Source organism: Metabacillus sp. B2-18, assembly GCF_021117275.1.
Lineage (GTDB): Bacteria > Bacillota > Bacilli > Bacillales > Bacillaceae > Metabacillus.
In genome coordinates, this window is record NZ_CP088246.1 from 87147 (window position 1) to 110293 (window position 23147).

Sequence of the window (23147 nt, forward strand, 5' to 3'; positions counted from 1 at the left end):
ATTTTTAAAAAAGTACTCAATATTATTCTTTTATAAAAAATAAAAACTCAAAATTAAAAGTAAGTTTTAAAATAAGAGACTAAAATTTTGACAATTTATCAAATCACTTAAAATTTAGAAATGGTAATTGAAACAAAATCTTAAAGATCACAAACATATGATGAATTACATTTTTTTTAAGATAATGAAAAGGAGTATTTAAAGTTTTGTAATTTCCTTTTGAATGATTTAATTTATCTCGTAATAAAATAATCTTTTAAAAGCAACTAATGATTTTTTAATTCGGCAATTCTTTGTTCAAGTTTACACAGTAAACTTTGGTCTATATCTTCTAATGAGTCTAAATATGGTTAATAATTAACTCTCCAAACTCATCCATTATATTTTCCACTATTTTTATAGATGGCTCTTCAAGGAATTGTTCTTTTGTTTTGGTAGGCTTAAATACTGACATTCTTCCTTGAACTCTTTTTTTGAGTACTCCTATTTTCACCAAGCGATTCATAACGGTTGAAACTGTATTAAAATTTATTTGTTTTTTCTACTTCAAGCCTTTGTTGAACATCTTTTATACTCATCTCAGAACCTTCCCAAAGAGTGTCCATAATTTTTGATTCTAAAGGGCCAAAAAACCGATTTAATCCCACCTCATTAAAATTAAACGTGTTTATGTTCACTTATTCTCACCTACCTATTGCTGCCAAAAATAATACACTAGACAAAGTAATTATAATTTCAACAAGAAAATAGAAATTAACAACTTTTGAAAAGTCCCCTTTTTTTTCCTAGTTCAATAAATAAAAATGATAAGAATAGACTACTAAAGAACTAATACTAATTAGTAGTCCGCCAATACATAATAACGTTTTTTCTTTTTTATAAAAAAATATAATTAAAAAGAAAGTAATACTAATTAGAAAATAGGGAAGCCATATGACAGTATAATTCAAAAAAAATATTTGATGTCTTACAATAGTGTAGAAATTAACAAAAATAAATAAAAATGAAACTTTTTTCATTATATACCAGCCCTTATATTACCATCACTTTTACATCTAAAGAAAAGAATTGTAATAAAGCCATGAAATATTAACACAGTACCTACATGGTATGCTATTCTTATATATATTTTAACTAATATAATTTCAGGATCTTTTTATTCATCTATTTAGGAGTTTATCTCTTTTACGAATATATAATTTTCCTCTCATACTTTTTGTTAACGGATACATGGAAAATCTTGATACCACATAGCAACTGGGAACAAATAACGTTTTTTTCAGTAGAAATAGCTTTTTTAAATCCTGATTAAAGTATTAGATTAATAACAACCTTGTTGCTTGTATAGCATTATTATCATTTCTCCATATTTTTAAATTCACAAACAAAAAAATAATAGTAAAGGCCAAAATTAGAAGTGTACCTTTTTCAGAATGACCGGTTTTTCTCCGTCTATGAGCTAGGATTAAGAAGTTTATATAAATAGTTAGGATTATCAAATTTTGATCATAATTAAACCTCCATTGAAACATTATAAAATAAATATGAACACATAATCATATTTAAATCAATAAAATTCAAGTATCTGTCACCTAATATTCATTTTTAAAATGAGGGAGAACCTTTCAAATTCACAATTTGTTATGAACAACAGAGACTCAAAAAAGCCCTTTTTTAGGGATCGTTAAGTACAAATTTAAGTTCCATTGTGATACTGAGTTTAATACATAGGTCGTCAATTATCACCTAAAATTGCATTGCTAAATTTGCACTTAAAATAGAATAAGGCTTTTTATTCTAGCGATTCAAAAGAGAGAGGTATGTTCTAATAATGAACGAAATTATTATTCACAATATTAAAGATTAGACCAAATATTCGATTTTTATATCTTTCCTTTTTGAACCATCGCTTTTGTATTTACTTACAAACTGACCCCCCTTAATTTTTTGTCAATTTAGTATTCACTTCCATAGGCTAATTTGACATTCTTTTATCTCTTCAATTAGTTGGGATTGATAACCCCTAGATTCCGCGTAATTTTATAGAATTCTTCTGTTGACTTCAATAATGATTTCTAATCACATTAAATTCAATGAAATAAGAAGAAATAAATTAAGGAAGTTGTTTAAACATGTCTCAATACGGTATCACTTGCTTAATTTACTTAAAAAAAGCTTGTTGACTTGCCTGAAATCAGACTTTGTCTACAAGCTAAAGCTCCTAAATAAACTATAAAAGATATTTTAAGGTAAATATTTCATTGGATTAATTGGGTTTTTCCAGGCTCCGTCGTGAATTTCAAAATGCAAATGTTTTCCTGTTGATCGACCAGTGTTTCCCATATATCCAATTTGTTGACCCTTACTTACAGATTGTCCACTACTTACTAATCTGGAATCCATATGGGCATATAAAGTGGTGAATATTTTTCCATTAATATTGTGAGAAATGAAGACGACATTTCCATAGCTACTAGAGTAATATGAACGAATAACTGTTCCATCGGCAGATGCAACTATGGGAACATTATCTGCACTATTTGCCAAGTCAACCCCAGCATGTAATCTTCCCCAACGAGCACCATATCCAGAAGTGAAAGTCCCTTTTGCTGGCCACATAAAACTACCATTTGTTGAGGGAGTAGTTGATCTGTTTGAAGCTGTTGTAGTTGTATCTTTTAATCCCTGCTGACGTTTCATTTCTATTTTAATGGTTGCTTCTTGCTCTTTAAGAAAATCCACCTCGTCTTCTAACTTATATAATTCTTTTTCTGCTACTATTTGATCATTCTTCACTTGCTCCATTATTATACTTTTTTCTGCAACTTGTGACTTCAATTGTTGTTTCAAAGATTGAAGCTCAGTTATAGCTGCTGCTAATTTATTAAGTTCATTATTCAGTTTAACTTCACTTTCCTCAAGAAGTTTAATATCTTCTTTATGCTCTTGAATAATTTCTTTATCCGCATTAACAATTGTTGTTACTGCACTGACACGACTTACAAAATCACTAAAGTCTTGTGAACCTAGTAGGACATCTAAATAGCTAACTACTCCACCACTCTCTTGTATTGAGCGTACACGGTCTTTTAAAAGACGATTACGTTCTTCTATACGCTCCTCTACTTCCCTAATTTGCTTATTTAACTCATCTATTTTTTCCTTAGTTTCTTCTATCTTCCCCTGACTTTGTCGAAGTTGTTCGTTTGTCTCGGTCATTTTCGAATCTAGAAGTTTGATTTCCGAGTCAAGACTCTTCTGTTTTTGCTCCAAGTTTGAAATTTCACTTCTTTTTTTTTGAATACTTGAATCGACACCAGAACGCTTTTTATGGATATTTTCCTTTTTCTGCTCCAATTCAGTGTTTGCAAAAACAGTATTACTATTTGTAGGAATTACCAAGGTGCTTGTCCCTAATAAAGCAACCAATCCAAGAGACAGTATCTTCTTACTCACGCTGTCTTCCTCCCTTATGTACATTACTTTAGAAAATTAGCAAACAAAAAGTGCATTGCAGTAACAATATTACTAAGTATATTAAATACTTAGTATAGTCCAATTAATCCGTTGAACATGATTTCAAAAAGTTTACTAAACAAATATTGGGGTAGTCTGGTAAGCTAGTAGCCATTATATCATTAAAATCTGACAAATTCTGCGATAAAAATATTACATTTTTATTTCATATCACTGAAATGGATACTTGTTTTTTTCTACAATGAAAATACCGCTTAAATAATCGTTCACAACAGGTCTTATTATAGTTGGATCTTACAAAAATCTTATTTATCTAATCACCAAAGGTATTCTCTTAAATTCAATTTTTATGATTAAGTTAGGTGTGAAGGCCTTCTGTGGAAGGATTCGCTAAAGTATTTTACTTCAATCTACATATTAGACTTTAATTAACACTACTTTATATAGTTTAAATAATGCGAAGAAAACGTGACTTAACTGTGTAAGATGGCATAACTATTTATAATAAGATAAGTTAAACTGAAAAAATAAATAAAAGGTAAATTAGGCAAACAAAAAAACGCTTCAAAATCCGAGGCCACTGAAAATCTGACGATTTTAAAGATTATTCATGTGGATTTAAAAAGAGCCGACTTTAATTCCTAAAAAAGGAAAAAAAGTCGGTTTTTTCTTTGAATTCGCCACATGTTTTTCTCTAATTTTACCCTAGTAGCTTTAGTATTCTTTTAATATTTACCGTAAATATAGCCATGGCACCTTGTAATTCCATGCTAATTAGACCCGAGGATTTTGCCACATTATACCCGTGTCTGTGTTTTAACTCACTATTTTTCGCTTCAATTTTATAACGTTCTTTAGACTTTTCCTGAAAATATACACTTTTCTGGAATTGTGCTTGGGATGAATGTTGATCTGACTTAAGGGAAACAGAATATGTTTTACTTTTGGCTCCCTCTTTGTAGCACCCTTCTCTGAAAGGACATCTTTTGCATTTTTCAACATTAAAATAGTAGGTATCAACTTGGTTTTTACCTACTCCTTTTTTACCTTGCCTAGCTTTCCGTACAGCCATATGTCCTGCCTTGCAGACATACATGCCCGCATCCTTATTGAATCCGAATTCATCCTCTTTTTTTCGGGTACCCTGAGTTATTAAAGGATTTAATTTTGAGACCAGTTTGATTCCATTTTCCTTACTATATTGAATGTTGTCTTTCTCGGAATACGCAGTATCTCCAATTATCGTTTCAATTTCCATTCCTGCATCTATACTTTTCTCAATAAGTGTCTGCAGCTCTTTTCCATCATTTTTTTCTCCGGTTGTAATCGTTGCGGCTGTAATAATTCGCTCTTCACTCATCGCCAGATGAGTTTTATAGCCAAAGAATGATGAGTCAGCTGCTTTGTGTCCGACTTTGGCATCTAGGTCTTTCATGGACTGGAGCTGTTCGATATCATCTGCAACGGTTTCTTTCAGGAGATTAAGATGTTCCTTAACTTTTGGATACTCTAAAAGGCTCTCTTCCTTTTCAATTACTTCAATGAGCTTTTGGGAATAAGTAATCTCATCTTCAAGTACATCATTGTTTGGCTTTACGGGGAATTTCATCTTCATACTCTCGTTAATTTTATAAATGGTTTTCCTAAGATTTTTGGAGCGCTCCATAAGTATTTCTTTTGGAGTCATTTGATTATATCGCGCCTTTGTATGGGTTGCATCTACAATAATAGAATTGCTTTTAATAATCTCTTTCTCAATGGCAATCTCCACCGTCTTATTGATAAGCATGTCTAATAAGTTCATGTCTTTTAGCCTAAGTTTACGAAACTTAGTCAAAGAACTTGAATCAATAACGGCTTCCTCCGGAGCCATATCCAAAAAATATTTGAAGGACATATCATATTTTGAACGCTCGACAATATCAACATCTGAAACATCATGAATGGTTTTCAAAAACAAATATTTAAACATACGAATAGGGTCTATCGCATTCCGCCCATTATCTAGACAATATTTATCCTTTAATTCTTCGTAAATAAAAGAAAAGTCGACCAGATCCTTAATTCTGCGTAACATATTATCCTGAGGAACGACAATATCATAAAGAGCCACATATGGACTAAACATCATTGTTTGTTGTTTTTGTATCATTGGAAAAACCACCCACTTATATTTATAATTTTAATTATAAAGTAAAAAAGGTAGAAAGGTTCACCTAAGTGAATCTTTCTACCTTTTTCTTGGACTTTTTCAGTGGCCTCCAAAATCCAAAGCGTTTTTTATATTGGCTTTTTAACTAGTTTGATAAAGTTGAATAGATTATCAATTCTTATATTTATAAAATATATTAACTAGCAAGAAGTAAATCACTCCTATACTAAAAATAAATAATATAAATTCCTTTATCTTTTTGGTTTCCATTATTAAGTCTTCATTGTAAAGAAATTGTATATTTTCATTAATTGAAATTGGGACTGTAAAGATTGATAATATTAATGCAAAAATGACCAATATTCCATATATATTTAGCACTGTTCTAAATGTAATCTTCTTTTTTATAACTATTTCAATATCATGAGACGTTTCCGACTTAAAATCCAATTCGGCTCCCCCCATACAAATATAGGAATGTAAATTACCAAGATTCCCCAACCTGATACTAGAACGAATTTCCAATCTAAATATCTATCATATTCAGTAAACTTAAACTATCTTACCATATTCAAATTGAATTTCGTATCTTTTAAACCTAATTGCTATCTAACAGTTCGAGTTTTGCATCATCAAATTCTTTTAAACATCGTTTTCTATTTTATCTTATCAAGTAAAGCCAACAATGGAATGTTGTGAGCATACCTTTATCCATAATTTGAGAGCACCCATAAACCAACCAATTCATTAAAGACACCTTACCTACCCTAATCTTTCGCCATTCCTTCGTTCTCTTATTAAAAAAAGGTACCGTTTTTATTAACGGGTTCTGTTGCAGGCGAGAAAATACTTTGAGAGACAATTCGCATAAGAATTAGCTTCCCTCTTTTGTTGTTATATCAATGTTTCTTTAGGTTTAATATATGAGATAACAAATAAATTACATACAAAATAACTGGGGTATAATAATTATTTGACGGTGTTCACAAATATGCTAAAGTGAGTGCTAATTGCTATTGTATTTTGCAAGAAAAAAATGCAGAGTCGCGCAAGACTTTTTGCAGAGTTTTGCCACCCGATTTCAATACCTATCTAGCCTTAGACAGTGCGTTTGATAGTCTATAACTTCCACCATTGAACGTTAGGACGTGTGCGTGGTGAATTAAACGATCTACTAAAGCAGCTGTTAATCTTGAGTCAATAAATATACGGTTCCATTGACTAAATTCAAGATTCGAAGTAATAATTAAGCTTTTCTGTTCATACCATTCTGCAATTAGTTGAAACAATAGTTCTGATCCTTCCTTACTGAACGGTAGATAGCCCATTTCGTCCAAAATAATTAAATCTACCTTTTCAAACCTTTTTCTAAAGGAAGCCAGTTTATCCTGTTTTAACGCCTGTTCTAATTGTTCAATGAGGAGAGAAACACGATAGAATCTCACCTCATATCCCACTTCACATGCTTTTCTTCCTAATCCTGTTGCTAAATGGGACTTTCCAGTCCCTGGTGATCCAATTAATACGACATTCTGCTTTTGCTTGATAAAGTCTAGGCTCATTAAACCATCTTTATCAATTTGTGTTGGAAATCGGATTCTCTCGTTCCATTCATAATTGCTTAAACTCTTAGAATCTAAGAATTTGGCGTTTTTTATAAGGCGCTGTACCTTTGCTTTATCACGTAAACGAAACTCTTCCTTAAATAACGCTTCTAAATACTGTGTCGGAGAGTCAAATGGAATTGTTTCGTAAATTTCCGAAACATAGGCTAACCTTAATGACTTACACATTGAACGGATAGTGTCGCTCATCATTACTCACCCCTTTCTAGTGGTGCCAAAGAATCATATTCCGACCAATCTAGCCCAAAGGGATTCTCATTCTTCCCAGAAATTAAATCATAAAATTCCTCATTAATTCTCTTCATATCATGTGTTACAAGTAAGTTAACTAATTCTAATAATCTTTCTTTACGAACCACTAAATCATCAACCATTAAGTAATCATTAACTCGACCCGGTAGGTATTTTTGATACCTTGAATAAGGTACTACTCTTGGTTTTCGAATCCAATCTTTGAAGATAGATACCCACGGAATAGCCCGTTTTTTGTTCATGTACGATCTAAAATCTTCTAATAAAATTTCCCCGTCGGGGGAAACAGCTTTAAATTTATCCCAATATAATACGAAATATATAAATGGATAATTTGATGCTTTAGGAATATGTATTAATGTGCTATCAATCTTGGCTTCATTAAACTTATTCACCTTTGCTTCAACTTCTTTAAAGATTGGATAATCTTCCGTTGGCAACTCCAGTAAAAAGTCCTTCTCTATATTCCAGAGGTCCTCAATCATTACTTCTTTTTCATAGTGAAGTCTTTGTCTATCATTTTGGAGCTGTTTACGAAGTGTTTCCGTTAAATCTTCAAAACTATTCATGACTGGAGATGTTGTAAAGAAGTTATATCGAATATAACCTACTTTGTTTTCCACACTACCTTTTTCATGACCACTGCGTGGGTTACACACCTGAACTTCAAATCCATAGTGATTTTGAAATTGGATAAAGGCATCAGTTAATTTTGCCTCTTCAGTTTTTGATCTTACTTTTTTAACAGCCGGAGTTAAATTGTCAATTCTAATTCTCCTAGGAACTCCCCCAGATTGAGTGAATAAGAGTTTCAATCCTTGAAGAAAACATTCTTGATTTTCAGATGGTAATGGGGCAGCGAATGCGGCATTACTATGCGGGTACGACATAACTAAAACATGTGTATCGATAAACTCCCCATCTTTAACAACCTCCATTACCCCGAAGTCTACTTGTGCTTCACTAGGAGGATGTTCCAATCGGTCATGTCCTTTATCTATTTCTTCGTTATGACTATTCTCCCAGTCAGATATAAAGTAACAGACCGTACGATAAGAGCCTTTGAAGCATAACCCCAGTAGTTCATTAAATATTTGCTTCTTGGTTCGGCGTAACTTTTTCTTTAATTTGCTATCTTCGAATAGCCAATCTGAAACTATTTCTCCCCATTTATCTGTATACATCATTCCATTTGATTGTTTAATCTTAGAATCTGGTAACTGATCCTCGTCAGCATATTTCTTGGCAGTTCTCCAATTAATCCCTAATGTTTCCTTTATCTTTGTTATAGATAAGCCTTTTTTGTTTCTTAGGTGTTTGATACAATTAATATCAGACATTGCTAGCATCCTTTCATGTTCCTCCACTCTGTATTGATTCGACACCATTACAGTAGAGGGACTTGGGGTGGCTGGCAAGTCTTTTTTTTTGCACCTATTAAATAAGTGCGGAACTCTGCATTTTTACTTTGCAAAGCTCTGCACTTCTATTTTGCAATACACAGCTATATTATTAGTACAATATAAATTGAATAATATTATATAATATGGTTCACTTAATTTGAAGTGAACTTTTTCATTACAGGAAGAATGGGATTTATACTAACATCATTTTTGATAGGTTGTACCTGAACAGAATTATATGGGGGTATCATTTGAAGAAAATAAAAATATTTAATGCCAAAACATGCAGAACCTTCTCCGCCAGATATTGAAACAGTATAAAAAATCAATAAAAGTTACTGACAAAATGCTAAGAGTGATAAAAAATATCGAATTCTCCAAAGCTATAGAACCTTGTAAAATGATAGAAAATAATAACGAGTAAATACCATTTTTCTCCATTAACGGAAAGTTATCCTTTTCATAAATATAGCCCATATAACCCAAAAAGACAGTGTTAGACACGGGCAATACAGCTTTTTCAATACCGTTAGCAAACAATTATTAGAAGATGTTTTCCAGCTTTACAAATCCAAGAAATACAGCTGTCCTATATATACTAGTGTTGATTAAATTCAACATGTTTATAGAAACCATTTAAAAAATTCCTCTAACAACGCAGCTAAAAAAAATGCTTGCTTAAATGAAGATGTCCAAATATGCTCACCTGTAAAAAATATTGTATATTACAGAACTAGGTAATCTGTTTGAGCCTTTTATAATCCAGTCCGCTACATAATTAAATAAATATATTTGAGAATTCAGAATACACCTTATTTATTTTAACTTATTGTTATGACACTTATTATTTTTGACTTCATCCTTTGGACAATCTCCTTCATCAATACGATCATTTTCAAAATTTTGTCGAACACTTACTGTATATTTACCTTTATGGTAAGATTTAATTCTCCAAGAATTATCATTCATTTCCGTTATCTCCTATAGGATTTACTAATTAAAAGATCTAGATCTTATAACCTGATGACCAAGTAGTCACCTGATTTCATTTGAACTACATCTGCCTTCATTGCTTTGGCGATATCTACCGTTAAAGATTCTGCCTCTTTTTCATCTTTTGCAAATAATGACAGTGGCTTACCACCTATTACTTTTTCTTTGTCAGTAGTAATAAACGCTAGAATCTCATAATTTGGTTTTTGTGTTGATTCACGTCCCATTTTACTTCCTCCCTGCTAAATTTGTTTGCATAACTGAGTGGCTTTTCTTTGCACTTTCAAGCAAAGGGGTGTTCTTAACTGTTTCAACAAGTTTATTGATATCATTTATAATAGGAACTAGCGTAATCACTACCCGTCCTTCTTCGTATTCTTTTCTTGTGAAATGGTACCTCTTAACTCCTACTGACCTTGTAGTTTCAAATAAAATAGCCTGCCTCTGTCCATAATTATCAAGAGTTATACGAAAATGTTCTTCACGAGGATAGATAACAACTGCGAGACCCTCTTTTTCAAATAACTTTCGGGCATTTTCAGTCCCAAGTTGGTTCGATACATATATCCCATCAACAAATAATTCAGACCCCTTTATTTCGACCTTTCCTTCTTTTACATTCGCAATATCTCCAACTGTCTTCCCCTTTGAAAATCGTTTTAGTACAAAGAGAACTATGAAACCAACAATAGTTCCACATATAATATTTATCCATATTGAATTTGTATTTACTAATTGAATAGTTAGTCCGGTTGCAAAAGATACAATAAGAGCAAAATAGTTGCGTGCTTCAAATGTTTTTGAAATACCATCTATATAAGCATCGCCTCGATAAGCGTATTCAGTATTTTCAAGGTCTTTTAAACTCTCTCGTTCCGTTTTGCGCACGTCTCGAAACTGCTGAATAGCAAGTGTTAAAAAAGTAACTGCAACAAAATTTTTAGTCATTAAGGCTGGAATGGCTACGGCTCCTAAAGCTGCGGCAACAAATCCTGTAATTAAATGAATTAAATATCCATTTGGATAACTAGGATATTGCCGGTAGTCTTCTTTTATTGTAAGAACACGAGCAAGCGTTCCAATAATTATTGCAGTAACAATAAGTGCAATTTGCTCTGAGGAAATAACACCGTCCTTCATATTTTCACTCCTAAAATTAGAATTTTAGATTTACTTCTCATTAAAATCGTTTACTAATTAAAAATCTTCTTTTCCACTAAAGTTCAACGTATCCAATTGAAAAGTAAAGGTTATCATTGATTTCGGCACAACAAGGCTTTTTTTCTGTTTGTTCAATCATCTTATATGTCCCTTTAAATTCCTTTTCATTTAACCATTTACCTAAAACATCTATTAAGGTTCCATCAACGGACTCTATTACTTCATCAATCTGGTTTCCATTCTTATAGATTAAGTATTTCTCCACGTCATACATCTCCTTCTTAATAATTTAAGCTATATGAAGTGAGTGGTCTCTTCTTCTCGCTAAAAAAATTAATTAAATAAACTTTTCCTTTTCCTAACACTTTTAGTTACAAAGCACCAATAAAGGGATGGGGTAAGAAATATATAAAGAAGGTAAAATAAGATACGTTTTACCTTCTTTATATATTTAAATCAAATCAAGGTTACCGATGAAGGTTTTCTAATTTCAAGCGGTTCCTTTGATGTAAGAGGTTGAGTAACTTCAATAATAGGTGACCCCGTATCCTCATAAGTAATTTCCTTAATCGGACTCATTTCTGATGGTTCCCCCATGTTAGTCATAGCTAAAGGAAAATTACTTTGTTTAGTCATTAATACCACCTCCATACCCTTTAATATTGTTCTTTAAAAGTTATATTATTTAAACGAACTCAATCCAAATAGTGGAAATAGGAGAGGGTGTATTATTACATTCTCTTATTAAACGGTAAAAATTTAAATATTAACTTCAGTTTTTGGGGAAAATAAATCATATTGAAATAGGAGAGGAGTGAGTATATCCATGGTTGAACAAAAATTAAACTTTCATGAGTGAATTAATAGAAAATTCACTCAAATAAACCTACATTTAATGTTTACCTAAATGGATATTTAGTCGCAGAAGTTCAGGGGATTAGTCCTTACCAACAGACTGTTATCCCTATGAGGGAAATGGAGGGAAACCAATATGGACAAAAACATCAATAGAACAGAGAATGAATACTCACCCAAAAATCAAGTTAAATATTTTCAGAATTATCTGATGAAATTTCAACAAATCCAAAGTTAAAACACACGCAACCAACACCTCAACCCAAAGATTTTGATGAAATAGAATATTAAGGACTTTGTTATATTTAAATGTTAGAATTACCCCAAATAGATTACTCACCTCAATAGTATTGCCTAGGACAGCTTTTCATTATGCATTTCATAGTCATCAAAATTCTAAAAGGTTTAACTTCACTATTTTTAGAATTTAGAACTTGTATCTCATGAATGTTTAGATGTGGAATCTTGACGAACTTTTAAATTACATATACTGTTCCTACATTTAATAATAATAAATATAGAAGAACTTAAATACACTGACACCGTTCTTCTTTAATCTCACCTACTAACATTTATTAGCTTGAATCGTTAAATAAGTGAAAACAAAAAGGAACTACCGTAATTACTTATTAGTAAATATAACCTTACTTCTTACTTTACAGCTTTTTAAACTCCTGGGTCTTTCACTTTCACACGGAAATCAATCGATGGATAGATAGATGGTCTCCCACTCTTCCCATTCATTTTCATTATTCTAGCTTTTAGAACGATACCTTAAACCGAACCCGTCCAGATCAACTCTTCCTCTTGAAATTTTCAAGAGAAAAATAGTGCCGTTTTTTCAAGGACCTCGTATTTCTTAATCGCCCATTGAATTGGGTACAGGCATTTGTTTCTCAATAATCATTTTAACTGCCCTCTTGATTAATATTGAAATAATTCTTTTCCGTTTTAACAGTAGGTAAAGTAGGACAATTCCTAATTCAATTTTTTAAAAAACTTTTGATGGAAGACTGAATTCCTACAGATTTTTTTGTCGTTTTTCACCTCTCAACATAACATATTAAAAATAGACCTAATCCAATCATGCCAATACTAAGTAAAAGGTAACCAACTGAACTCATATCCGGAAAACAAATCTCATTTATGATTAGTTCTAACTTTTTCGAACGGTCTTTTTCACTAAAAATCTCTTCTACCATTAACCATTTTGATGTAGACATTGTCAAAACACTTCCGATAATAATCAGAGATATTCAAAGTAAAAAGAGAATCATAAATCTCTCCTTATATATCTTCTTAATTTAGAATGCGTTAATATTATGTTATTCTTCTTAAGAATTATACATTTTCTAGTACTGTATATATCATCTAGAAGTGTTTATTCATCGGGAGGTTTACACCAATCTTAAAAGCAATTTATAATTAGTTCCAACCATTGCTAAAAGATTAAGGGGAATGAGAAGATAATCTTAACGTCTAAGAGAAGGAAAATAGAATAAAGCATATAAACTATGCCTTTATAAATATTATCTTATTATTTTAAATACTAGAGCAAAGTTGAAAATAAGATGTTGTAAAACGGAATTTTCTTATAAAATAGCTAATACCCTTATATAAAATAAAAATAAATGGAGTACCCCTTCCTTCGCAATACTCAGTTACTAGGTTTGCTACAAAAGAAATTCAATACTCTTGATAAAGTACCCACCTCATTTAATTTACCTCTTATCTATTTATGAAATTTTCACAAAAAAATAAACCGTCATAATTTATCACAGTTTTTATATAAAATCCCCAATTATTGTTTATGAAATTTGGTTAACTCATCCACTTCAAACTTTTTATTACTAATGAAAACTAAACAATTGATGTAAAAGCAACACTAAACTTGCTCCTGATACAGATAAAATAACAAACGGCATGTTACTTATTCCTTTCCTTGCATCGATAATAAACTCTTTAATTGCAGTAAAACCTAAGAAACCGATTGCCACCCCTAGTAGAATACCCATTAATTTATATGTAAATACTATCTTACTTCCAATAAACGATGAAACAAAAAATAGGAGTGATAATAAAAGACATGTAGCTAAGAAACTAACAAAATTCCGCCCAGTTCTTCGGAAAGATACCATTAATACTATTCCTTCAGGAATTTGATGAATAAGCAATGTCATTAATAGTGATGTAGTAATAAGATCTGATGTTAATGAAGAACCTATTGCTATCCCAATTGGAATTGTGTGCAACATGATCGCAAATAAAATAGATAATCTCGACCTATCAGATTGTGAAGTAATATTATGTAGCATTTGATGGATAATATTACACCCAATTACACCAACTAATAAACCTAATAAAATGCTTATTAAGCGGTATTCACTTATTGAATGAGGTATTAAATCAAATATAAGTATTCCTATAATTATTCCACCACATAATAAATACAAATACTGTATTTTAATTCCTTCTATCTTGAGAATTAAGTAGCTCAATAGTGCACCAAAAGTGGTTCCTATAAATATATATCCACTTAGTAAAAATGAAGAATTCTCCATTAAATTCACTCCTAGTAGGTTTAATAAAAAATAAGATTTACAAAGAAAAAGCAGTACCTGAAAATATTATATTAAAGTGATTAAATGATCATTCGTACAAAATTTAAATTTATAATTACTACTGACAACGTAATTTATCTATAAACTAATTTCCCCAATAATAAACAAGCTAATAACAAAAGTAGTAAAGTTCACCTTTGTTATTAGACAACACTTAATTTTATCATTTATATTTATTCAGCTTTCCATCCCACCATAAGAATCACCTGTATTTACGGCAATTGAGAGTATCCTCTTGCTTTTGAAGTTCACCAGGAGCTTACTTACTAAAACCCATTAAGCTGTGTCACTTCTTCTCCTTTAGAATTTTCAAAAATTTAGGATCTAGGTATAACAATTGAATCAGGAATTACATTATTACTAAATTGGTCTGTTTCGCAAAAATTTATTTTTACCTTTTATTAATTGTTCTTCAATATCTTAAACTTTACAGATTAAATCATAAGAACTCAATTGGCTTACAACATTAAAAAAGTAAGATCTATATATAAATATAATAATATTATTACTTACTTTTACAATACCAACAAATCACCTTTGTGGAGTTTTGTTATTTATTTCCACTTCATTTACCATGTTACTAATATACACTTACTTTGTTACAGTTTTGTTAAGTAAGATTTAGTTCAATAGAATAATTTTAATATGTTAAAATATACATAATGTCGAAATTTGCGGAGGGACGGTTTTGTTTAGGACAAGCTATTTAAAATGTCTATTGTTAGTTATTTTCATTCTGATAATAACTGAAAATAAAATTTATGCAACTGACACTAAAGATTCTAAGTTGCATTCTATTTATCATATATATATTAACGAGAAACACATAGGTGACGTTAGAGATATAAATGAATTTAACAAATGGATAAACAATAAAAAGGCAGAATATAAGGAATTACACCCTAATAAAAAAGTTAATCTCATAGAAGATATTAGTTATGTCGAGGAACTATTATTTCACGATCATTATAAAAATCCTCTTGATTTTAAAATACTAGAAAATAATCTTTCTATTGGTATAAACGCATCCTTGATATCTATTAACGATGAAATCAGCATATATGTTGAAGATAAAGATACTGCCAACAAACTAATTAAGGAATATAAATTACAATTTTTAAATCAAGAAGACTTGTCTAACTATACAGGTAGTACGGATAACGGTGTAAATAATAACAGTAATCGAATTATAAAAAATATACGTTTAAAGGAAAAAATTGAAATGAAAACTACTGTTGTCAATCCAAAAGAGATACTTAGTATGGATAAAGCCCTTACTTATCTAAATACTGGGAAAGACCTTTTTCTGAAAAATGAAAAGTAATCCTATACCCTACTTTTACTTAAGTTAGACATGAATCCAATCAACTTCCACTTCATCATAATAGGATATTACTAACCCTGCTAATGAAAGGAAAGGAGAATTCATATGGGTTTTGGTTATGGTAATTACGGTGGCTTTGGTGGCTACGGTGCAGGATATGGTGGCTTTGGCAGCGGTGGAGCATTCGCTCTAATAGGTGTTCTATTCATTTTATTAATAATTGTTGGGGCTGCTTTGTTTAGTTAATCCTGAACAAGTAAGGACTATCTTAAATGATGTGTCCTTACTTGTTTTAAGTTTCTCAATTTATTAAGTACTATTAAAGTTTTTTAAAAACTCTTTGTTAGAAACTTTTAGTTTATGATGCCCTGGTATTCTTGATATAGATCCTTTATCTTCCCTCATAAGATATGTTCATACAATATCTAGACTGTTTTAGATAGAATACTTTTGGTACTCTTTTGTACAATTTAAGCAAGTTTGGGCTGATTGTTGTGATTATGCGTCTGGAAGTTATGCATGTCGTCAATAAAATTGAGAGCCAAAAGCACAATATTGAGAAAGTGAATTGGCTAGAATGTGTACATCTAGTTAAATATTTAAACATTTACGTATACATCTCTGCACAATCCCTCAAGAGAGTTGAATTTGTTCCCTTTCATATTGATGCTCTTGATTTATTAACATACTAAATCATATGTTCACAAGTCGCTTCCCATTGTTGCACCGTACTTAGCAAGTGATATGTTGGCATCTATCCCTCTCTCACTAAGGTAAAAACTAAATAAAGGCTGTCAAAGGAAAAGTTCCTCAGAAGCCTTTATGAATAAATATTTTACTATTCTAATGCTTTATTTGAATAGTAGTTATAATTATATTTTGATCGATCCACAGGAGTAAAATTTTCAGGTATATGGAATCGTAATAAATCCCCATTAACTACTTTATCTGATAATAACAATTTGTTCTCCACACTTTCTCGAACCTTTTTAGCCTCATCGATCTGGGCCTCTTTTAGTTCCGTACCAGTATTAGAATCATAATATTTCCCATCAACAAAAGTGATGGACGGACTTACGAAATCACCATTTCGGAAAGGAACAATTTGTTTATGCTGTTCAGATAATAGATCTGTACCAAAATGGACATATTCTTTGGTATCAATTCCCAATAAATGAAGTAGTGTTGGAAGAAGATCAATTTGTCCGCCATATTGATGACGAACACCACCCTCTATACCAGGAACACGTATAAATAATGGTACTCTTTGTAAACCTGCACCTTCTAATGGTGTTACTTCTTTTCCAATCACTTTCTCCATCGCTTTATTGTGATTTTGGGAAATACCGTAATGATCTCCATACATAATAATGATGGAATTATCATATAAGCCAGACTTCTTCAAATACGTAAAGAATTGTTTTAATGCTTCATCTGCATAACGAGCTGTTTGAAAATAATTATCTACTGACCTATCACCAGTTGTATGAGGTGCGATTGTAGCTTCTTCTTGATCCATATTATAAGGATAATGATGTGATACTGTTATAAATTTTGTATAGAATGGCTGAGGTAATGATTCCAAGAACTGAATTGACTGGTCAAAAAATGGCTTGTCCTCTAAACCGTAATCTGCTTTGTTTTCGTCTTTTATTTGATAGTAGCTTTCATCAAAAAAATTGTTGTATCCTAACGATTTATATATTTCATTTCGGTTCCAAAAGGTCCCGGAATTCGGGTGGAATACAGCTGATGTATAGCCTTGCTGACCTAAAATAGCTGGTGCAGCCTGGTACGTATTTAAACCTTTTGTGGTAAAAGCTGAACCTTGTGGTAGTCCATATAAAGAGTTCTCCACCATAAATTCTGCATCAGATGTTTTACCTTGAGCAGTTTGGTGAAAAAAATTATCAAAATAAAGAGTATTTTCTTCATTAGTTAATGAATTTAAGAACGGTGTTACTTCTTCACCATTAAGTTTGTAGTCAATCAGGAAGTTTTGCATCGACTCAAGGTGTAGGTAGATTACATTCATACCTTTTCCTGCCCCAAAATATTTCGGATTTGGTTCAGCATAATTCGCTTTTGTAAAATTTATTACTTCGGTCAATTCGTCACTATCTGCTAAAACTCTTTGTGCCGATGCCTTTGTACTTTGGACTGCATCATAGAGAGTATAATTATACATACCCAAATACTTCACAATATAGTTTCTGTCAAATCCTCTTGTTAGTAATTGTGGTCGATCCGATTCAGCTAATACTAAATTAATCATCGATATTACTAGAGCAGCTGAATATAAAACAGCAACCTTCCGTTTACTTGTTACTCGTTTTTCAATTTTTACAAAGCGAAGAGAGAGTAATATGATTAAAGCTAAAATATCAATAAAGTATAGAATATCGTATGGCTTTATTAATGTAGGGACACTGCTACTTACATCCCCAAAATTCTGTGTCTGCATTAACGTAGGTAAAGTGATAAAGTCATTAAAGAAACGGTAATATAAGGTATTTGCATATAAAAGAATTGTTAACAGAAAATCAATGATAATAAGCCCTAAATACTTTTTTCTCCCTTTAAATAAGAAAGAAAATCCTAATAAAAATATGGAAGACCCTAATGGATTCAGAAATAATAAAAACTGCTGAATTGTATTTTCTAATCCTAAGTCAAACTGTGTTAATTGAATAATAAATGTTTTTATCCAGAGAAAAAATACAGCTAAAAACAAAAAACCCCAGAAATGATTAAAGACATCTAGATTCTTTTGACGCAAGTTACTCATCACATACCTACCCTCTTACAATATTATTACTGAACCTTTTATTTTTGAACTGTAAGTTGGAAAATATTTTAATGTTTTTATTACAGTGTTTAGTTTTTATATTTTTCGTCAAGCTGCTTTAATTCTTTATCAGATTTTTTCTTGAAGATATAAATTACTCCTAAAGATAACAAAGATAATACAAGATAAACAATTACAGTAGATAGCACTTTTGAACAACTCCCTTTTTGTTTATTAATACAATCAAAAACGATAAAGTGTATAAATTACTGTTTCTTATTTGAAGATTTATGGTTTCCTTTTCTGTAAGATAAAAACAGAAACAAAACATATGCAATTAAAATAACAAAGATAGTTCCACTTGTAACTATAAACATGTTCATCATTATTTTTTACCTCCATAGCACTCTATAATAAATCTGAACATATAATCATATGACATTCAACAAATATTAATAATCCTTCACCAAATTGTCATTTTTTGAACAAGTAAAGCATCTAATTCTTTTAGATATATTTTAATAAGACGAGGTAAATTTCTATATTTTTATAGAACATAATAACAATCTTTGTTAATATATGAACATATGTAAATACATTAACACCGAAAGGACAGCTATGAAAAATACATTCTCCCTATTCACTATTTTTATTACAATCGCAGCCCTAATATTAGGAAATTTAGTCGTTGCTACTAATTCAGGAGATGCTTGTGGTACAGATTATCCATTCTGCAATGGACAACTCATTCCTGACATTACTAATTATCATATTATTATCGAATATTCACATCGCTTATTCACAATGTTACTTGGATTTATTATCCTTATTAACTTCATAATTGCATGGAAAAAATCAAAGAATAGGACAATCCGTCTCTTCTCTCTATTCACATTATCTTTGTTGTTTATCCAGTCATTGATTGGAGGATTGAATGTTTTATTTGGAACTCCAACTGGTTTTACAACACTTGATGTCATGTTTAGTTTGTTCTTATTAATTTCACTAATCTTTCTTCATGTTGGTTTAAATGTATCATCCTTTGATAAGAAAACTAACGTGATCAGACAGCCATTAATAAAAGGATTCTTCTTTCTTTTAGTTGAAATCTTAATTGGTGCTTTGTTTAAACATTTTGAACTTAGCCAACAGATTTTTCAAATTAGTACGAACAGATTCAATCTTTCTTACCTTACTTATTTCATACATGGGATTTTAGGGTTGCTTATTTTATTTTACATAAGTTATGCTGTCTTTCTTACTTTTAAATGGGAAGTTTTTAAAAAGAAGGCAACACTCTTAATTTCTTTAACCTTCCTTACAACAATAGGTGGGTTCATATCCAAATCAGAACAGATAAGTCCCTTCACTTCTTCAGTTCACATGATTTTAACAATTTTGACTTTAGCACTCCTTAGTTACATGACAGCTATATGTTTTTTTAATCAAATGAAAAAGTGAGTAAATAGCCTTTCTACTCACTTTAATAGATGAGTTTCGATTATAGAATGTGTAACCTTTAGGTCAGATACACTATCCCTTATTTGATTCTTTAATTCCTCATTTTCCTTACTGCACATATTTTCACTCAGATAAAGATGAACTGACATTGCATTAACTTCCCCATCAATTGACCATATGTGGAGATGGGAAACCTTTTTAACTCTATCTACCTCCATCATCTTCTTCTGTATTGATTCTAGATTAATCCCATCTGGTACCGCATTCAGAAAAACTTTCATTGTTTTCATTAATTTACGAATAACATTAATTAATACAAAAGTGGAAATCACAATGGATAAAATAGGATCTAGAATATGAATATCTTTAAACATGAGAACGATACTGATTATAAGGACTCCAACCCACCCAAGTAAATCCTCTAGAAGATGCCAAGATAGAACACTTTCATTCATTGAATCTCCCTTATACAATTTCCATGCTGCAAAGCCATTCATTGCAACACCTAATAATGCTAACCAAAGCATACCTTGAGCATCAGGATGTGTTGGGTTAAAGAGCCTGGGAACTGATTTAATCAAAATAATAATTGACCCAATTGTTAATACGATTCCGCTTATTAAAGCCCCTAATGTAGAAAACCTCTTATATCCGAAGCTGTATTTTCCATCACTTTCTTTATTGGATATCCGTTGAAGATACCAAGAGGTTCCCAATGATATACTATCACCCAAATCGTGGGTAGCATCAGATAGAATTGCCATACTATTAGTTAAAAATCCACCAATATATTCAATGATTGTAAAAGCTAAGTTAAGAAAGAAGGCTAGTTTTGTGTTCTGAGTTGAAGTATGTTTTTTCGGCAATTTAACACCTCCTATTTTCATTATTAAATAAATTTACTAAATTGAATAAATAGCCCATCTTCGATAACAATATCTCTCTTAACTTTTATCCTAATCGGAAAGGATTCAAACATTCGACAACTATTAAACTAAACTCATGCTAGGAATTCCTATTAATCCATAATAAATGACAAAAGCCACTGAATACTCAGTGGCTTTTCAGAGGGGACCCTATCAGTCAGTATTTCTTCAATTATTAGCATTTTGGTCCACGTCACCTGCATCCTGTCTCATCAGAAAATAGGTCAAAATGCCAGACAATAGTGCCCCACCTAATGAAATTAATATACGGATATACAATGGAACAGTTGAATGATCCTTTTCAAGTATCCAAAGTGCCGATACGAATACTACAACTGTCGTTGGAATAACTATTTTAAAAAGTTTCATGTAATATCACTCCCCCTTAAGCCAAAAAGAAATCTCAAGTTATTTTATTGATCGATATACAGCATAGTAATTAAAAATTTATATTCATCATAAGACCAAAGTACATAGCTAAAATAAAACAAGTAGCGAACAGAATAGAAACAATCGGCTTCACATTTTTAATAAAACTAATAATGATTAGTACAAGGAATAAAATACTCATGACGACTAATACAATTCCTTGAATAGATGCTAAGAACTCAGTTTGGAGTGGAGAAGCTATTTCTCTTCCAAGTATCCATTCTACCCAAGAAGCAGCTCCTTCTGATTTCACAGTAAAATTTACATCGTGTGGAGGTGATAAGTTTCCTAATACACTAGTAAAAAAGAACGTAATTAGTAATAGGATTGTTTCTGCTTTCACCCAAGTTCTCGGATCATATCCAGAGTTACTTTTTGATTTATTTAGTAAGATGCTATTAATAAATGCAAAAATAAGAATAGGAATGATACTAATATGTTTTAACAAAAGCATTTGCCCATATGGAAGTACCCAAGCATTAACATATTCTTTTAATTCCACAACATTCACCATCAATATTAATCCACTAACAAAGATAAAAATTAGTATTCCATATGCTAATGGAGTAAACCATTTTAAAAAGGAGGACCAATTTTTTTTGTCTTTAGAAAACCAACCGACATGAATTAATATTCCTACCCAGAGCGTTACCATTAGAAAATGGATTGAATGAGAAATAAATCCATACCAGAAGTTTAATGATGCTACATGACTTGCATAACCGACTGCAAGTATCATTAAAAGTAACCAAATTGCTTGAAGAAACTTTGATCCTTCTAAAAGAATCGTCATATACAGTAGCGTTGAAACGAACCCTATAAAAATCCATGCATTACCTACTTGAAAATCCGTAATAACTGAAAAAGTTGTTAATCCTAAACCCACACTATCTGCGAAGTAGAGGATGACCTGTAATACAGGTCCAAATGTAAAAACGATAATTCCTAATGTTGATAAGAGTAAAGCTGATTTTGGAAATTTAGTAGTTGGCTTTTTATCTTTATGAATAAATTGTAAAGCCACATGTCCCACTAATATAGAGAATAATATATACGTAAATAATTCAGTAATTGGAATAATAAAATTCATTTTTTATTTCTTCTTTCTAAAAACTAAAGTAAATCCAATGATTAATATCAATCCAAGAACTGCAATTATGAGTGTTGTAGAAAGTCCATTTGATTGCTTATTCTTTGTTTCTTGTAATTCATTTTCAGACTGATCAACTTCTTCCTTTATGGATTCTTCTTGCTTCTCCAAAGTCTCTTGGTTCTCAGTCGGTTGTTCTTGTACTTCTTCTTCTACTACTTTTTGAACGTTAAATGGTACTTCTCCAGTAATTGTATGACCATCTTTACCTACGATTTTCCAATTAATTACGTATGATCCATTATCTAATGATGCTGATAATGTACCAATCATTTGGCGTTCTGTTACTTCAACTTGTTGAAATGAAATTTCTTCTTCCCCCTTCAATACACTCATTGTACTAATAGGTTCAATTTCAGTCTCAAAGTTTAGAGTAATTTCGTTTAAGGGTCCTGAAATGGTCTCGCCTTCTTTTGGATTAGACGATGAAAGAGCTGTATGTGCTGATGTTAAATTTGGTATTAATAATAAAAAGCTCATGAACAGAAAGAGTATATTTTTCATGTTTTTTTCACATCTCCTTGTTTCTA

19 protein-coding genes and 1 pseudogene are annotated in these 23147 nt (G+C 31.2%); 3 read left to right on the forward strand and 17 right to left on the reverse strand.

Going from position 1 to position 23147, the window contains the following annotated elements:
* Positions 1–266: 266 nt before the first annotated feature.
* From LPC09_RS26045 to LPC09_RS26100, 12 genes and pseudogenes are all read right to left on the reverse strand, one after another.
* A pseudogene (locus LPC09_RS26045) lies at positions 267–677 on the reverse strand (BlaI/MecI/CopY family transcriptional regulator).
* 1567 nt (positions 678–2244) lie between these two features.
* A complete protein-coding gene (locus LPC09_RS27455; protein ID WP_212138015.1) occupies positions 2245–3456 on the reverse strand; it encodes a murein hydrolase activator EnvC family protein in 1212 nt (403 codons plus the stop codon).
* A 721-nt stretch (positions 3457–4177) separates the two neighbouring features.
* On the reverse strand, positions 4178–5629 hold the full coding sequence (locus LPC09_RS26055; protein WP_212138016.1) for an IS1182 family transposase: 1452 nt from the start codon (positions 5627–5629) through the stop codon (positions 4178–4180).
* Between the two features lie 1088 nt (positions 5630–6717).
* Positions 6718–7446 carry an IS21-like element helper ATPase IstB gene (gene istB / locus LPC09_RS26060; protein ID WP_176551080.1) on the reverse strand — a complete coding sequence of 243 codons (729 nt, stop codon included), beginning with the start codon at positions 7444–7446 and terminating at the stop codon, positions 6718–6720.
* On the reverse strand, positions 7446–8855 hold the full coding sequence (gene istA / locus LPC09_RS26065; protein WP_231309851.1) for an IS21 family transposase: 1410 nt from the start codon (positions 8853–8855) through the stop codon (positions 7446–7448). The genes istB and istA overlap by 1 nt, the downstream gene beginning before the upstream one ends.
* Positions 8856–9725: 870 nt before the next feature.
* Complete coding sequence (locus LPC09_RS26070) at positions 9726–9878, reverse strand: hypothetical protein (RefSeq protein ID WP_176551260.1); 153 nt, start codon at positions 9876–9878, stop codon at positions 9726–9728.
* 44 nt (positions 9879–9922) lie between these two features.
* Positions 9923–10129, reverse strand: coding sequence for a capping complex subunit for YIEGIA (locus LPC09_RS26075; protein WP_098799776.1), 207 nt, complete (start codon positions 10127–10129; stop codon positions 9923–9925).
* A 1-nt stretch (position 10130) separates the two neighbouring features.
* Positions 10131–11042 (reverse strand): YIEGIA family protein, encoded by a 912-nt coding sequence (locus LPC09_RS26080; RefSeq protein WP_098799777.1) that lies wholly within the window; start codon positions 11040–11042, stop codon positions 10131–10133.
* 76 nt (positions 11043–11118) lie between these two features.
* On the reverse strand, positions 11119–11328 hold the full coding sequence (locus LPC09_RS26085) for a hypothetical protein (RefSeq protein ID WP_098799778.1): 210 nt from the start codon (positions 11326–11328) through the stop codon (positions 11119–11121).
* Positions 11329–11519: 191 nt separating this feature from the next.
* Positions 11520–11699 carry a hypothetical protein gene (locus LPC09_RS26090; RefSeq protein WP_098799779.1) on the reverse strand — a complete coding sequence of 60 codons (180 nt, stop codon included), beginning with the start codon at positions 11697–11699 and terminating at the stop codon, positions 11520–11522.
* Between the two features lie 1262 nt (positions 11700–12961).
* Positions 12962–13141, reverse strand: coding sequence for a hypothetical protein (locus LPC09_RS26095; protein WP_098799038.1), 180 nt, complete (start codon positions 13139–13141; stop codon positions 12962–12964).
* A gap of 627 nt (positions 13142–13768) precedes the next feature.
* Positions 13769–14479: a ZIP family metal transporter gene (locus tag LPC09_RS26100; protein ID WP_098799037.1), complete on the reverse strand. Its 711-nt coding sequence runs from the start codon at positions 14477–14479 to the stop codon at positions 13769–13771.
* 748 nt (positions 14480–15227) lie between these two features.
* Between LPC09_RS26100 and LPC09_RS26105 the strand changes: the two genes are divergently transcribed.
* Positions 15228–15863 carry a hypothetical protein gene (locus LPC09_RS26105; RefSeq protein ID WP_098799036.1) on the forward strand — a complete coding sequence of 212 codons (636 nt, stop codon included), beginning with the start codon at positions 15228–15230 and terminating at the stop codon, positions 15861–15863.
* Between the two features lie 105 nt (positions 15864–15968).
* Positions 15969–16109 carry a sporulation protein YjcZ gene (gene yjcZ / locus LPC09_RS26110; RefSeq protein WP_098799035.1) on the forward strand — a complete coding sequence of 47 codons (141 nt, stop codon included), beginning with the start codon at positions 15969–15971 and terminating at the stop codon, positions 16107–16109.
* A 592-nt stretch (positions 16110–16701) separates the two neighbouring features.
* Here yjcZ and LPC09_RS26115 read toward each other — a convergent pair.
* Positions 16702–18651: a lipoteichoic acid synthase gene (locus LPC09_RS26115; RefSeq protein ID WP_098799040.1), complete on the reverse strand. Its 1950-nt coding sequence runs from the start codon at positions 18649–18651 to the stop codon at positions 16702–16704.
* Positions 18652–19269: 618 nt separating this feature from the next.
* Here LPC09_RS26115 and LPC09_RS26120 point away from each other — a divergent pair.
* Complete coding sequence (locus tag LPC09_RS26120; RefSeq protein ID WP_176551197.1) at positions 19270–20112, forward strand: COX15/CtaA family protein; 843 nt, start codon at positions 19270–19272, stop codon at positions 20110–20112.
* Positions 20113–20129: 17 nt separating this feature from the next.
* On the opposite strand, the gene LPC09_RS26125 is transcribed toward LPC09_RS26120, so the two are convergent.
* The 4 genes from LPC09_RS26125 to LPC09_RS26140 all read right to left on the reverse strand — a co-directional run bounded on the left by LPC09_RS26125 (position 20130) and on the right by LPC09_RS26140 (position 23121).
* Positions 20130–20978, reverse strand: a complete 849-nt coding sequence (locus LPC09_RS26125; RefSeq protein WP_212138017.1) for a cation diffusion facilitator family transporter — start codon at positions 20976–20978, stop codon at positions 20130–20132.
* A gap of 228 nt (positions 20979–21206) precedes the next feature.
* On the reverse strand, positions 21207–21407 hold the full coding sequence (locus tag LPC09_RS26130) for a hypothetical protein (protein WP_098799033.1): 201 nt from the start codon (positions 21405–21407) through the stop codon (positions 21207–21209).
* 70 nt (positions 21408–21477) lie between these two features.
* Positions 21478–22557 (reverse strand): copper resistance D family protein, encoded by a 1080-nt coding sequence (locus LPC09_RS26135; RefSeq protein WP_098799032.1) that lies wholly within the window; start codon positions 22555–22557, stop codon positions 21478–21480.
* Between the two features lie 3 nt (positions 22558–22560).
* Positions 22561–23121, reverse strand: coding sequence for a copper resistance CopC family protein (locus LPC09_RS26140; protein WP_098799031.1), 561 nt, complete (start codon positions 23119–23121; stop codon positions 22561–22563).
* Positions 23122–23147: the final 26 nt, after the last annotated feature.

What these genes read in the sequence shown, in the direction of transcription:
- LPC09_RS26090 (WP_098799779.1), bottom strand. Translation starts at nt 11,699, where the DNA reads ATGACTAAACAAAGTAATTTTCCTTTAGCTATGACTAACATGGGGGAA.
- LPC09_RS26055 (WP_212138016.1), bottom strand. Translation starts at nt 5,629, where the DNA reads ATGATACAAAAACAACAAACAATGATGTTTAGTCCATATGTGGCTCTT.
- LPC09_RS26130 (WP_098799033.1), bottom strand. Translation starts at nt 21,407, where the DNA reads ATGAAACTTTTTAAAATAGTTATTCCAACGACAGTTGTAGTATTCGTA.
- LPC09_RS26120 (WP_176551197.1), top strand. Translation starts at nt 19,270, where the DNA reads ATGAAAAATACATTCTCCCTATTCACTATTTTTATTACAATCGCAGCC.
- LPC09_RS26140 (WP_098799031.1), bottom strand. Translation starts at nt 23,121, where the DNA reads ATGAAAAATATACTCTTTCTGTTCATGAGCTTTTTATTATTAATACCA.
- LPC09_RS26115 (WP_098799040.1), bottom strand. Translation starts at nt 18,651, where the DNA reads ATGAGTAACTTGCGTCAAAAGAATCTAGATGTCTTTAATCATTTCTGG.
- LPC09_RS26095 (WP_098799038.1), bottom strand. Translation starts at nt 13,141, where the DNA reads ATGTCTACATCAAAATGGTTAATGGTAGAAGAGATTTTTAGTGAAAAA.
- LPC09_RS26100 (WP_098799037.1), bottom strand. Translation starts at nt 14,479, where the DNA reads ATGGAGAATTCTTCATTTTTACTAAGTGGATATATATTTATAGGAACC.
- LPC09_RS26070 (WP_176551260.1), bottom strand. Translation starts at nt 9,878, where the DNA reads ATGAATGATAATTCTTGGAGAATTAAATCTTACCATAAAGGTAAATAT.
- LPC09_RS26135 (WP_098799032.1), bottom strand. Translation starts at nt 22,557, where the DNA reads ATGAATTTTATTATTCCAATTACTGAATTATTTACGTATATATTATTC.
- istA (WP_231309851.1), bottom strand. Translation starts at nt 8,855, where the DNA reads ATGCTAGCAATGTCTGATATTAATTGTATCAAACACCTAAGAAACAAA.
- LPC09_RS26075 (WP_098799776.1), bottom strand. Translation starts at nt 10,129, where the DNA reads ATGGGACGTGAATCAACACAAAAACCAAATTATGAGATTCTAGCGTTT.
- LPC09_RS26080 (WP_098799777.1), bottom strand. Translation starts at nt 11,042, where the DNA reads ATGAAGGACGGTGTTATTTCCTCAGAGCAAATTGCACTTATTGTTACT.
- istB (WP_176551080.1), bottom strand. Translation starts at nt 7,446, where the DNA reads ATGATGAGCGACACTATCCGTTCAATGTGTAAGTCATTAAGGTTAGCC.
- yjcZ (WP_098799035.1), top strand. Translation starts at nt 15,969, where the DNA reads ATGGGTTTTGGTTATGGTAATTACGGTGGCTTTGGTGGCTACGGTGCA.